Source organism: Gemmobacter aquatilis (assembly GCF_900110025.1).
Classification (GTDB): domain Bacteria; phylum Pseudomonadota; class Alphaproteobacteria; order Rhodobacterales; family Rhodobacteraceae; genus Gemmobacter; species Gemmobacter aquatilis.
Genome location: NZ_FOCE01000014.1, coordinates 23,704 through 36,657, shown reverse-complemented (window position 1 = coordinate 36,657; position 12,954 = coordinate 23,704). Strand labels below are relative to the sequence as shown.

11 protein-coding genes and 1 pseudogene are annotated in these 12,954 nt (G+C 62.1%); 8 read left to right on the top strand and 4 right to left on the bottom strand.

Translation table 11 applies throughout. From position 1 onward, the window contains the following. Positions 1-149 precede the first annotated feature (149 nt). The 8 genes from BMX43_RS17615 (at position 150) to BMX43_RS17580 (ending at position 9,611) form a co-directional block, all read left to right on the top strand. Positions 150-632 carry a hypothetical protein gene (locus BMX43_RS17615; RefSeq protein ID WP_139201612.1) on the top strand — a complete coding sequence of 161 codons (483 nt, stop codon included), beginning with the start codon at positions 150-152 and terminating at the stop codon, positions 630-632. Further along, on the top strand, positions 632-1,630 hold the full coding sequence (locus BMX43_RS17610) for a TrbL/VirB6 family protein (protein WP_091303472.1): 999 nt from the start codon (positions 632-634) through the stop codon (positions 1,628-1,630). The genes BMX43_RS17615 and BMX43_RS17610 overlap by 1 nt, the downstream gene beginning before the upstream one ends. A gap of 50 nt (positions 1,631-1,680) precedes the next feature. Continuing rightward, complete coding sequence (locus BMX43_RS17605) at positions 1,681-2,361, top strand: VirB8 family type IV secretion system protein (protein ID WP_091303471.1); 681 nt, start codon at positions 1,681-1,683, stop codon at positions 2,359-2,361. A 1-nt stretch (position 2,362) separates the two neighbouring features. Continuing rightward, the gene (locus BMX43_RS17600; RefSeq protein ID WP_091303470.1) at positions 2,363-3,079 is read left to right on the top strand and encodes a TrbG/VirB9 family P-type conjugative transfer protein; all 717 of its coding nucleotides are present in this window, start codon (positions 2,363-2,365) and stop codon (positions 3,077-3,079) included. Beyond that, positions 3,076-4,392 (top strand): TraB/TrbI/VirB10 family type IV secretion system protein, encoded by a 1,317-nt coding sequence (locus tag BMX43_RS17595; RefSeq protein WP_091303469.1) that lies wholly within the window; start codon positions 3,076-3,078, stop codon positions 4,390-4,392. Before BMX43_RS17600 ends, BMX43_RS17595 begins: the two co-directional genes overlap by 4 nt. Further along, positions 4,392-5,378 (top strand): ATPase, T2SS/T4P/T4SS family, encoded by a 987-nt coding sequence (locus tag BMX43_RS17590; RefSeq protein ID WP_091303468.1) that lies wholly within the window; start codon positions 4,392-4,394, stop codon positions 5,376-5,378. The genes BMX43_RS17595 and BMX43_RS17590 overlap by 1 nt, the downstream gene beginning before the upstream one ends. A 61-nt stretch (positions 5,379-5,439) precedes the next feature. Further along, positions 5,440-7,617: a hypothetical protein gene (locus BMX43_RS17585; protein WP_091303467.1), complete on the top strand. Its 2,178-nt coding sequence runs from the start codon at positions 5,440-5,442 to the stop codon at positions 7,615-7,617. Positions 7,618-7,619: 2 nt separating this feature from the next. Next, a complete protein-coding gene (locus BMX43_RS17580) occupies positions 7,620-9,611 on the top strand; it encodes a type IV secretory system conjugative DNA transfer family protein (RefSeq protein ID WP_091303466.1) in 1,992 nt (663 codons plus the stop codon). Positions 9,612-9,654: 43 nt separating this feature from the next. Here the strand turns inward: BMX43_RS17580 and BMX43_RS20285 are convergent. From BMX43_RS20285 to BMX43_RS17560, 4 genes and pseudogenes are all read right to left on the bottom strand, one after another. Further along, a pseudogene (locus BMX43_RS20285) lies at positions 9,655-9,989 on the bottom strand (IS110 family transposase); the annotation flags it as partial. 97 nt (positions 9,990-10,086) lie between these two features. Beyond that, entirely contained in the window at positions 10,087-10,314 is a 228-nt protein-coding gene (locus BMX43_RS19905) for a hypothetical protein (protein ID WP_175482168.1), read from the bottom strand. Positions 10,315-10,498: 184 nt separating this feature from the next. Continuing rightward, positions 10,499-11,884 carry an amidase gene (locus BMX43_RS17565; RefSeq protein ID WP_091303465.1) on the bottom strand — a complete coding sequence of 462 codons (1,386 nt, stop codon included), beginning with the start codon at positions 11,882-11,884 and terminating at the stop codon, positions 10,499-10,501. 316 nt (positions 11,885-12,200) lie between these two features. Continuing rightward, on the bottom strand, positions 12,201-12,954 hold a 754-nt coding region (locus BMX43_RS17560), incomplete at its 5' end, for an SDR family oxidoreductase (protein ID WP_245749528.1).

Sequence of the window (12,954 nt, the reverse complement as noted above, 5' to 3'; positions counted from 1 at the left end):
CGGGTGACGGCGGAGCTGTCCATTGCCATGGCCAATATGTGGAACATGGAATCTGCCCAACTCATGGGCATGGGCGAAGCGGGCGTGATGGATGCCGCCACAGCCGCCGAAGAGCAGAAGTTCATCAAGGTCCTTGGGGGAGAATGACCATGGCCAAACATGTCAAAGCGCAAATCGTTGGCGGGGCCCTTGTACTGATCGGGGTCTTCTCAACCGCACTTGGGGCGGAAACCCTTGCCCCGCCAGATGCAGTTCAGGAAGAAGCCTTTCTCGACGTATTGCCGAAGGTCGAGGTGCCCGAAAATGTCCAACTGATCCCTGGAGCGGTGAACGAAGAATTCCGAAACTGTGAGTCCTCCTGGCCCGCGAGCTACGCGTTGGCGCGATCTGGCCCTGAGGCGCGGGCCCTGCGCGACATCTACGGCCTGGTCCGCGTGCGAAACGTGATCGAAACGCAGAACTGCGGCTGCGCAGGCAAAGTGGCAAATTGGGAAGATGTTGAAGTCGTCGCGGCCGCACTTCGTGAACAGTACGGCGTTGAAAAGCTCAGCTGGCAGCAGACGGAGGCGATTGCTGAGGAGGCCGCAGCGCTTACGGCTGTCGCAGAAACCATGTGTGGCGGCAGCTTTTGATGGACAGCGTCTCGACCATTCTGACGACGCTGGATGCCGCGATCACCTCAGCGGGGCGACAGTATTTCGAGGCGACAGCTGGTGCGGTCGGCCCGATTTACACGACCCTGCTCGCTCTCCTGCTCGTCATGGTCGGGATCAACGCGGCCTTGAATGTCTACCGGATTTCCATGCGCGACGCCGTGCAACTGTCGTTCCGCATCGCCATGGTCCTGATGTTTGGCCTGACCTGGTCGAACTTCACGCAGATCTACGATGCCGCCAGCAACGGGCTCAGCGCCCTTGCCTTGGAATATTTTCGTTTGGGTGGCGGTGGGGTTGGAGCCTCTGCCACAGCCGCCATGGATGACATGGCCAATATGATGGCTGGGAACGTGGATTCCGTGTCGTCGGCGATGTCGTCGATTATGCGCGGCTTTGTGGCAGCCGTTCTCTACGTCGTCCTCGGCGTCTTGATGGCGGTCTATGTCTTCATCGTCGGCTTCTCGAAGCTGATGATCGCCTTCCTTCTCGGGGTTGCTCCAATTGCCATCGGCGCCACGATCTTCGAGAAGACCAAAGGCATCTTTGAAGCCTGGCTCTCAGCCATGATCGGCTACCTCATGTATCCGGTCGCTTCAGCCGGGGTGATCGTGGCGGTCGTCACCGTTGCTCATGACGTCTTTCGCGAGACAAAAGATGTGACCGACCTCGGCTCCATCCTTGGCTTCTTCGTCATCGTCTTTGTCGGCATCTTCGCCCTGATGGCAATCCCGAACGCGGTTACCCACATTACCGGCCAGATCAGCCTTGCCAGTTTCGCGCCGCAGGCCCTGCGCATTGCGGGCAAACCGCTGGAGAAGACCACCGACTATACCGCGCGGCGGATGAACGAATTCCGCTCTGGCTTCATGCACGGCAAGACCGAGCATCACCATTTGCGTGATCAGGCGCGGTCCGATGCTGAGCGCGGACAGGCGGCAAGACAGCGCATCGGCCAATTTATCCGCGACAGCTGACGCCCTCGCCCGCTCAGCCACTGCGCCTATCCCCCTTTTGGAGCAAGACAATGACAGGTTCGCCCCCTGAATGGAGAAGTTTTCTCGAAGCCGAGATGTTTTACGGCGTGAAAAAGCGCGAGCGCATTGCCTATGCGGTGGCGGGCGGCGGGCTGGCCATCGGCCTCATGGGCATGATCGCCGTCACCGTGATGCTGCCCTTGAAGCAGACTGAAGCCTTTCTGGCCATCGTGGATAAAGACACAGGCGTGGCGGAACGCGTGGTCGAGGTAGAAAAGGCCGGGATCGAACAAGCCGAGGCAGTCCGGCAAAGCCTCCTCTTCGCCTATGTCACCGACCGCGAAACTTATGACGAGCATGACAACGAGCCGCGCATCCTGCGCGCCTACACCTGGTCCGAAGGCAATGCACGCCAAGGCCTGGTCAGCCTCTGGACGGAGGGCAATGCCAACTATCCACCAAAGCTCTATGGCCAAAGTTCCAAGGTCGTCATTGACGTGCTCTCGATCACGCCAGTGACCGACACGACGGCGCAGGTGCGCTTCACCAAGACCTGGGTCTCGGACGGCGAAGGTGTTCCCGACCGGACGGGCAAGTTTAACGCGACCGTCACCTATCGTTTCGAGCCGTCAAAACAGACCGCACTCGATCTCGTCTGGCAGAATCCGACCGGGTTTCTGGTGACCGATTACCGCGTCACCGCCGAAACACTCGATCCGCAGGAAGACTGACATGATCCCCCGATTGAACCCCATTTCCCTCGGACTGATGGCGGGCCTCGCCGGCCTGCCAGCCTTTGCCGAAACCGCGCCCAAGCCGGGAAGCCGCGATGCGCGCGTGACCTATGCCACCTATCAGCAAGGTCAGGTGTACCGCATCACCACCCAGCTCAGAAACGTCACGCTGATCGAGTTGGGTGAGGGTGAGAAGATCCAGTCCATCGCTATCGGCGATCTCGAAAGCTTCAAGATCGACAAGCTGGAGCGGGCGAACCTTTTCATCATCAAACCAGTGGTGGCCGGGGCCACGACCAACCTGACCGTCGAGACGCAGCGCAACATCTACTTTCTGCAGGTGTCTGAGAGCAGCAAGGGCAGCCCGAACTATTCAGTGAAGTTCACCGTGCCGGGAGCGGGGCGCAATTCAGCGATCGCTGCAGAGATGCCGACCGCTGTACCGATGACCTACAAGGTGATGAAGAAGGGCCAGAAGCTGCCCGCCTTTGCACCGATCTCGATTTCTGATGATGGGCGCAAGACCACCTTCGTCATTCCGCCCGGCGCACCGATGCCCACCATCTTCCGGGCTGATGCCAAGGGACAGGAATACTCGGTCAATTCCGCCGTGCGCAGCACCATGATCACCGTCAGCACCCGCTCGGAACGCTGGGTGCTGCGCTACGGCGAGGATTATGTCTGCGTCACGGCGGATGCGGGGGTGGGCCAATGACCGACGAGTCCCAAGCCGAAAAACTCACCGCCCGGATGGAACGCATGCGGCCCCCCGAGCCGCCCAAACGTCGGCGTGGCATCAACCCTTACGCGCTCTCCGCCGTTACGGCTGTTGCTGGGGTTGGCGTCGGCGCCTGGCTGGTGCTCGCCGCCCCCGAAGCCCCAGCCTCCGCACCCGCCATTGAAACCGCCTCGGTCAGTGATTTCCAAGGTGATGGCACAGACACGGATGGCTTCAACATCACCAAGGCCAAGCCGCAAATTGCGCCTGCCGCCCCGGATCGTTCTGAGGAAGACCGCCTTCAGGCCGAGGTGGACACGCTCAATGCCCAGATCGCAGACCTGAAGGCCAACCCGGTCACGGTGGCTGATGAAGCGGCCCTTCTGGCGCTGAAAGCGCAGGTCGATGCCTTGGGCACCGAGGCCAAGGACCGCGAGGCGGCGCGCGCTGAACTGGAGCGCGAGAATATCCGGTTGCAAACCGAACTCGATACCAAAGCCCTGATCGCCGGAGATGGTGAGGCTGAGGCGGCGCGCGCCCGGGAAGAGGAATTGGCCAGACGGCGCCAGGAGGCCGAAGCACTGAAGAATTCACAGATCCATTCCGATATGGTGGCCCTGCGCTCCAGTGGCGATATGGGCAGCGAGATCGGCGCTGCTGTGCCATCGGCCCCACCAACTCATGCCGGAACTGGCGATGACGCCTTCCGCCGTGCGGGGGCCAAAGCCGCAGAGGTCAGGCAGGCCGAGGTGATCGCCGATCCCGCGAACACCGTCATGCAGGGCACGCTGATCGAGGCCGCGCTCGAAACCGCGCTTAGCACGGATCTTGCGGGCAATGTCGCGGCCATCGTCAGCCATGATGTCTGGTCATTCGACATGAGCCGGGTTGTGATCCCACGCGGCTCGCGCCTCTTTGGCCGCTACGACTCGGATGTATCTGCAGGCCAGCGCCGGGTGCTGATCGCCTGGGACCGGGTGGTGACGACCGATGGCCAGTCGGTCAGCCTTGCCGCCTATGGCACGGACCGCATCGGCCGCTCGGGCCTGCCCGGCAAAGTGCGCAATCACTTCCTGAAACGCTTTGGCACCGCCACCCTGATTTCTGTGATTGGTGCTGTGCCCGCCATCGCCGCCGCGAAATACCAGGACAACCAGGTCGCGTCCGACACGGCGGAAAGCGTCGGCACGGATCTGGGCGAGGCGGTCAACACAGTGATGGCCGATTATCTCAGCATCCCGCCGACAATCAGCGTCAACCAGGGCGCAGTGGTGATGATCCGCGTCGATGCCGACATCGCGTTTTACTGATGAGCTATCTCGACACCTATCTCGGGCAGCTGGATGCGGGTCTGTCGGATCCGGCCGTCATGGAACTGGCGATCAATGCTGATGGCTCGATCTGGCTGGAACGCTCCGGGCAGATCCACATGACCCCAAGTGATCTCGCCGCCCTGCCAGCGCGGGCGGTGCGCGATCTCGCCTCCCAGATCGCCAATTCGACGTCGAACACCTTCACGGAAGCAGCACCCCTGGTCTCAGCCGCGGTGCGCTACCGCGATCTCATGTTGCGCTGTCAGGTCGTAGGCTCCCCCGCCGTCTCGGGTGGCACGGTGATCGGCATACGAGTGTTTCGGTCCCGCCAGGGGGATGTGCGGCGCAGCGCAAGGTCCTTCAGCTTTCTGCGTGGGCAGGAAAGATCCCTGGAAGAGGAGCGCCGCGCCCTGGTGGCCGAGATCCGCGCCGGATCGGAAGGGGCAGACGTCGAGGTGTTTCTGGGCAAGCTGGTGTCCGAGCGCCTGAACGTCATCGTCTCGGGTGGCACCTCGACCGGCAAGACCGAGCTTGGTCGCAAGCTGTTGGAAATGGTGGCGTCCGATGAGCGGATCGTCACCATTGAGGATTCCCTCGAACTTCTGCCCGGCCAGCCCAACACCGTGAGCCTGATCGCACAGCGCGACGAGGGGTCGCCCCGATCCGCCGACAAGCTCTTGCAGGCGACGCTGCGCTTGCGACCCGACCGGATCATCCTGGGCGAATTGCGCGGGGCCGAGGCCGCCACGTTTCTGGATGCGATCAACACCGGGCATTCGGGCTCCTTCACCACGCTGCACGCCCATTCTGCCCGCAAGGCGATGGATCGCCTCGCGCTTCTCGTGATGGCGCAAGGCACCAAGCTCAGTTTTGGCGAGGTCATCCGATATCTCCAGACCTCGATCGACGTGATCCTGCAGATGGGCCGCATCGGCGACCAGCGCGGGATCATGGAGATGTATTTCCCGGGCCTCGACGACTGACGCACCTCAGCACCCGCCCTTCCCTTCCCCATTTCCGGCTCTTTGCCCCCCAAGGTACCCCATGGAAAACGACATCAATGCAGGCGTGGCGCGCCCGGAAACAGAGCGGAGCGATGCGGATCGCCCTATCGCCGAACGCCCCAAGGAATATTTCTCGGTGCGCCTGACCTTTTCGGGAGCGGCGCAGGAATATGACGATCCGCGCCAGGCGGGTGAAGCCTTCTTCCGCGCCGATCCGGCCGAGCGGCCCTCAGTGGCGCATATCGATGGTAATACCGCCCGGATAATGGCCAGCACGGAAATTCATGGGGCGCATGAGACCGGCGAGACGCGGTATTTCAAATCGCTGCCGAATTCACATGCTCCGGATGCGGCGTTTCGTGCAGGCTTTCTGAAGGCGACGGAAGCCTCGCTGACGGAACGGTTGGGCAAGGTTGAATGGGGCAAGGACGGCCCTGCTGTAACTGAGCGGCTCGATGCCGGGCTGAAGGACGATCTGGAAGCCTTTGCCCGTCGTGAACCCGAAAAGGCAGCATCGCTTTGGGCAGATCACAGCGACGCGGTCGCTCCTGGGCCAATATTGCGCGACGCAGTGCAAACTCAGGAGAAAATCGCGGATCGCGAAGTTGCAGCTGACCAAGACGCCCTTGCAGAGAAACCACCTATCACCGCCGCGGGTGACTGGGTCACGACCGATGCAAATGTGGAACTGCGGTCGGTGGCGGTGGCAACTGATCGGGGCGTGCATGCGGGCTTCGAGGCTAATCTGCCGGGAGGAGAGACCGAGGTCACCTTCTCCGAACGCACCTTCCCGAATTCCCGCGAGGCCCTGCGCCATGCCTATGACTTTTATGAAGGCGACGAGGAAGGGCTCGAGCTGGCGGTGAAGCGTGCGGCCGAGATGGACCGCGCGTTGACAGAAGAACCCGACCGCGGGCCGGAAGGGCTTGTGCTTGAGCATCGGCCACAGCCCGAGTTCGCCCGCCCCGAGACCGCGATCTATGCGGGCGATGATGCGCAACTTGTGCTGACTCTTGGTCGGGACAGTGAAAACACCCGCGATCTGGCCGAGCGGCTCGTCGCTAACCCAGAGTTTCGCAGTGTGGTGGCCGAGCATATCCCCGGCGCTCAGGCCACGTTTGGCACGGGTCGCTATGTCGATGGTGAAGGCTCAACTGGCTTTCTGCCCGACGAGCTTCTGGCCGTCACCTCCTATGGTCGCGATGGTGGCGCTGAGGTTCTGGCGAAGTTTCCCGATGAAGGGCCACTCAGTGAAGCCTTGGCCAAGCATCTGGCGCAAAGTCCGGTCCTGGCGGAATATGCCGAGGCAGAGCAGCAACGTAGCGATTTTGCCGCCGATCCGGCGCGGGCAATCTCGGCTTGGGTGGCACAATCAACTGCCCAGATCGACAGATTGCCGTCGGACCGACAAGACGACCTGCGATCCGAAATGCAGGGTATCGCCAAGGAGGCTGCGGCAGCCTTCGGACTGGATCGGCAACAGGTGGAGCGCGAATCCCCAGCCCGATCAACGCTTTACAGCACCTCCATCGGTGCGACTGCGCTGGTGGTCGGTGGCGATGAGACCGCGTTCCAAAACGGCAGTGCGAAGAACCTCTCGGCCGATCTGAGCCTCAATGCGCGCTTGGCAGGCATCGACCCTGAAAAGCTGCAAAGACGTCTGGAAACCGGTGCCGCGAATTCCCGCGAGGAAGAATCCTGGGTGAAATCCGATATTTCCGACGTCGCCAAGCGCCATGGCTTTGATCTCGGCAGCGCGCAGGGGCGCAGGTCTGCGGCCGAACGGGTGGACCGTTTCTACGAACGTGCCGCCGAGCTGATCCAGTCCGCGCGCACGATTGACGTGGTCCGCGGCCCTGATCCGCTGGTCAAGGCTTTGGGCCAATTGGCCTCGGTCCATGCCAGCCAAGGGTCAGTCAGCTTTCGCACCGAAGATCAGGCGCGGGATTTTGCAGAGGAAATGAAGGAACGCTATGGTGCGTCGGTTCTGAAGGATATCGCAGCGGGCCGTACCGAGGCACTGGCCAAGGATGCGCCCGACCCCGCCACCCGGCAGGCAATGGCGACCGCTATCGTCTCTGCGGCGAAAGAGCATCCCTCGCTTGGTCTCAGCGCGCAAGAGGTCGAAGCTGCCGAACGCCGAATGGTGACGGAAGCCACCCTAAGACCGCCGGAACACACGCGGGCACATGCCCATGACCGCGACCGGGAGTTTTGATCATGCAACGCATTACCTTGCTGCTTCCGCTTGGCCTTACGTCCGGTTTGCTGGTCGGCCTCATCGTTGGGGGCCTGGTTCTGAACCTGATCCTTGGCCGCGATCCGAACGCAACCGGCATCTTTGTCCTGCTCGCCGAGTTTCCCGGCTTTGCCCGACTGACTTCCGTGCCATGGCTCTTGCCGTGGCAGATCGTCGGCGGATCGACTGTGCTGTTCACGATTGCGGCTGTCGCCCTCACCTTCCGCCAGCAGCTCACTGAATACGGACAGGCCAAGTTCCAGGCGAAGCCTGAGATGAAGGCAAATGGGCTTTTGCAGCCTTTGGGCGCGGGAATGGTGTTCGGCAAGCTGGGGGCACCTTCGAAGACCGCGCCTTACGTCAGCGCCACCTTCCAGAAATTCCCGCATTGCCTTGTCGTAGCGCCAACACGTGCCGGCAAGGGCGTGGGTTACGTTATCCCGAACACCCTCCTCTTCAACGGCAGCATCGTCGTCCTTGACGTGAAGGGCGAGATCTTCGAAGCGACATCCCGGCACCGGCAGGCCGAAGGCGATGCGGTCTATCGCTTCTCGCCTTTTGATTTCGAACATCCGACCCATCGCTACAACCCGCTTGAGCGCGTGGCCCGCATTGAAAACCCCGAGCAGCGCTATACCGAACTGGCCAAGATCTCGGACTATTTCCTGACAGTTTCCGACAAGGGCACCGCCGGGGACTTCCTGACAGAGGGGCGCGAGCTTTTCGTCGCGGCGGGCCTCCTTGCCATTGAGCGTGCCAAGCCCACCATCGGCGAGATCAGTCGCATCCTCTTTGGTCGGGGTGCCACGCAGGAGGTTTATGGGGAGCATGCTGAAGAGGTGAGACACCCCAATGCCGCCCAGACCTTCCGCAAATTCGCGGGCTATTCCGACCGCACGCTGTCCTCGCATGCCTCGGTCTTGGGCGGAGCGGGCATGACGCTTTGGAACAACCCGGCGGTGGATCGCGCGACCTCTGGCAACGACTTCTCCTTCGCGGATCTCCGCAAGCGCCCGATGTCAATCTATGTCGTCGTCAACGCCGATGACATTCGCACCCTGTCGCCTTTGGTGCGGCTGTTCTTTGGTGAGCTGATCGCGACTATGCGCTCGACCCTCCCCGACCCGAAATCCGAGCCTTGGCCCGTCATGGTCATGCTCGACGAATTCGACCAACTCGGCCCGATGCCAATCGTCGAGCAGGCCCTGAAGCAACTGGCTGGCCATGGCGCGCGGGTCTCGATCATCACCCAGTCGATCCCTGGTCTCGACAACATCTATGGCGAGAATGTCAGGCTGTCGCTCGAGTCCGCCGCTGGCATGAAGCTCTACCTGGCGGCCAACGACAAGAAGACGGCGGGGGAGATTTCGGACGCCTTGGGCAAGACGACAAAGCTATCGGTTTCCGACAGCGTCTCGAGGGACAGGGATTTCATGCAGCGCCGCTCGGTCAGTCGGCGGATGGAGGAGCGACCACTTCTGACGCCCGATGAGGTGCGGCGGCTGAGCCCGGATCAGGCGATCCTCATTCCCGAACGCCAGAACCCGCTGCTGGTTCACCGCATCGTGTATTTCCAGGACCCGACCTTCCGGAAGCTCTTCGAGGCCCAGAAAGGCGACCTGCCCTATCCGCTTGCGGAAGTTGCTGCCGTGCAAATCCTGACCGAACGCATGGAGGCTCTGGAGCGCCGTCTGGCGGACCGGATGGTGGTGGATTTCGTGCGGCCGGAAAAGGTGAAGGCGGCAGCACCGGTTGCGGCCGAGCCAAAACTGGCGGCCGAGATCCTGGCGCGAGAGGAGATCTTGCCGGAAGCCGACATTGCGGCGGTGGATACCGAAATGCCTGAGACAGCTGCGCAACCGGAAGTCGTCGCCGAGGCCGAGGTTAATCTCGACGCTTTGAAGCCGCCGATCACGATCTCTGTCTCGCGGATGAACAAGTTTTCCCAGAAGCTCACAGGCTTGGAACTGTGATACGGTCGGGGCGAAGGGTGCCTAAGCTCGCGCGCCTACCCGCCTCCGGGATCCAGACCTCGGGCAGGAACCCGGAGGCAGAGAGCTGCGCCAGGACACGAGCATTGATCTTGTCGGTCTTCGTCTTTGCCCGAGCGATGAGGTGAACTTGCAGCGGGCTCGCCACCGCCACTCGAGGCACCTTCGGAGCGAGTATCTCGACGACAGCCGCCGCATTGCCGGTTGCCTCGACGACCACCTAGTCGGTCGCAGGTTAGAAGCGAAAGCGGCCAGCTTCTTCTTGGTCATGTCGACGTGTCCCAATCGCCGGATGGCCCCGTCTTCCAGGGCTACCGCTTCGTCAAAGGCGCAATGGATCTTCATCCCTATGATGCGCATTGCGACCTTCTCTTGTTGGGAAGGAGGGAGCAGGCAGGCACGCGGCATTTACAGATCCGTGCTCTCGGCCCACTGTTGTAGCTCGGCCTGCCCGTACTCACGTGCTCCCGATGCCCCAAACCCCGGATGCCTTCACGATAACAGATCCGAAGGCAGGAGCACCAAACGCATCATGCCGGATAACGGTATGGTCGAACGCGTGCTCCAGACGCTCAAGGACCAGTGCAGCCATCGCCAACGCTTCGACAGCATCCAGCAAGCCGCACGCGCCATCGGCGAGTGGATCAGCTTCTAAAACCACCGACGCCCACATCAGGCGCTGCACATGAAATCCCCCGCTGAGGCATGCGCACTAGCGGCTTACCTGTGCAGATTCCGCGGGGTCGATACATCGCTAAAAATTTCTGCAGCCATAGGCCATACAAAGTGATCGATCCGGGACAAGCTATTTGCACACCGGGACCAAAGTTTTCGCCTAGACGGGCGCATCGGTGCACGCTTCGCTTTCGCTACGCCATCGCCAATCCAACGGGTTCGGGAGCCAGCACCTCGCCAGCCGCCAGCAACAGGTCTTCGCGAAACTGATCGGCCACAAGCTGCACCCCGATCGGGTTTGGCCCAACGGAGCCGGTGGCCACGGTCAGGCCCGGCAAGCCCATGCATGGGATGGCGATCATGGTAAGCTGGGCTTCCAGCACCGCATCGAACGCGGCGGGCGAGGCGACATCCTCTTGATTGAGGAACGGCAACTCGCCCGAAACGGGGCACAGGACCAGCGGCCATTCCGCCAGAAAGGTCCGCCAAAGCCGGGTGAGGCGCGCGCGCGCCTTCAGTGTCATCATCATGCCGGGCAGATCAATCTCGGGGCAATGGCGGGTCATCTGTGCATAGACGAAGTTCGCGTCCGGATCGTTTTCGGCGCGCAACGCCGCTGTGCCGTCCTGTCTGAACTCGGCCATCCACAGGCGCAACTGCATGTCACGCGCCTCGCGAAAGGGCGGCGGGAGCACCTCTTCTACCTGATAGCCCGCGGCGCTCAGCTTGGCTGCTGCGGCACGAAGCGCATCGCGGACCGGTTGGGCCACCTGCATGCCGTCGGGCGCCTCGACATAGGCAACCCTGCGCGGCACATCGGCGCCGCGCAGCGGCATCGCCTGCCACCACGGGTCTCGCATGTCCCGTGCGGCCATTGCAGCCAATGCAAGTCGGAGATCGGGGATGGATCGAGCCATCGGTCCAGACACCGCCATCAACTGTCCGCCGACCAGCCGATCTCCTACGGTCGCGTTGAAGCCGGGAACACGCCCCAGCGACGGGCGCAGCCCGTGCACGCCGCAGGCATAGGCCGGGTATCGGATCGACCCCGCAATGTCGGTGCCATGGCCGATCGCTCCCATGCCCGACGCGACGGCAGCCCCGGCCCCGCCGGACGACCCACCGGGCGTCAATGTCTGGTCGCGCGGATTTGTCGTCGCGCCGTGCAGGCTGTTACGGGTGAACCATCGCAGCGAAAATGCGGGGGTGTTCGTACGACCCACGACAATCGCACCCGCTTTGCGCAAATTGGCCACCACAGGGCTGTCGACCTCCGCCACCAACCCGGCTTGGGTGCGCAGACCGTTCGTGGTGGCAAAGCCAGTCTGGTCGACATTCACTTTGATCGTCACCGCAACGCCGGTCAGCGGTCCCGGAACCTCACCACGGGCCAGACCCATGTCCGCAGCTTCCGCCGCTGCAAGAGCTTGCTCATCCATCCGCTGCACAATGCTGTTCAGGGCTGGGTTCACGGCATCGATTCGCTGCACTACCGAAGCAATCATCTCCTTTACGGAAATCTGCCGCTCGGCAATGAGAGGCACCAGTTCGCTTGCAGTCAGTTTCCACAGCTCGGTCATATGATCTTTCCGCAAAGGCCAGCCACCGCTCAGATATCGCTCTGGCAAAGCCAGAATGACAGCCCTATCCGAGCGCGACAATCGGCAAAGACTGGCAAATTTGGGATCGTATCGGTCCGGCGTGGTAGCGAGGAGCAGGCGGCCACTCAAGGCAATCATGCCGCTGTTTGTGCCGGACCACCCATAGCTGCCTTCCGATCACGGCAAACACTTAAAATTTGGTTGCCCCAAAGCAGCCGCTGGAAGCTGTCGCAGTGGCGTCCGAAGCGACTCATCGCGCTGCCGCGGCTAACTTCGGTGGTTCTGAACTGCCGATTCACCCTGACTTGGCAAGCGCGACGGCGTCTGGCCCTGCCGGATAGTGCAGCCGGTCCGAGGCGTCGTGCGCCGCCAACCAGACCGCCTCGGCCACGTCGCTTTCCTTTGTCGTCAGCTGCGGATTGGCGAAGGCTGCAAAGATCGGGCGGGCGAAGTCGGCATAGGGTTCTGGGATCATCTCCTCGATAGAAAAGTCGATGTTCTGCGCGAAGCGCGTGGTCGGGGCATAACCGGGTTCGACCAGTTTCACCTGCACACCGAAGGCCGCCATCTCATGCGCCAGCGAGCCGGAAAACCCCTCGACCGCCTGCTTGCTGGCGGTATAGGCGGCGGCCAATGGCATTGGCGCCAGCGTCACGCTGGAGGTGACGTTGACGATCACGCCCGATCGCCGCGCCCGCATCTGAGGGATCACCGCCTGAACCATCGCCATGGTGCCGAATGTGTTGGTCTCGAAAATCTTGCGGACGTAGTCCATCGGCGCAGCCTCGAAGGCACCGACAAGGCCGATGCCCGCGTTGTTCACCAGCACATCGATCGGACCGGCGGCTTCGATGGCCGCGCCGATGCTGGCCGGATCGGTGACATCCAGCGGCAGAACCTGCACGCCTTCGGGCAGCAGGCCTTCGCGCGGGGTCCGCATGGTGGCGATGACAGTCCAGCCCCTGGCATGAAAATGGCGGGCCGTTTCAAGCCCGTAGCCAGACGAGGCGCCGGTGATGAGGATGATGTTCAATGTGATCTCCTGTGGT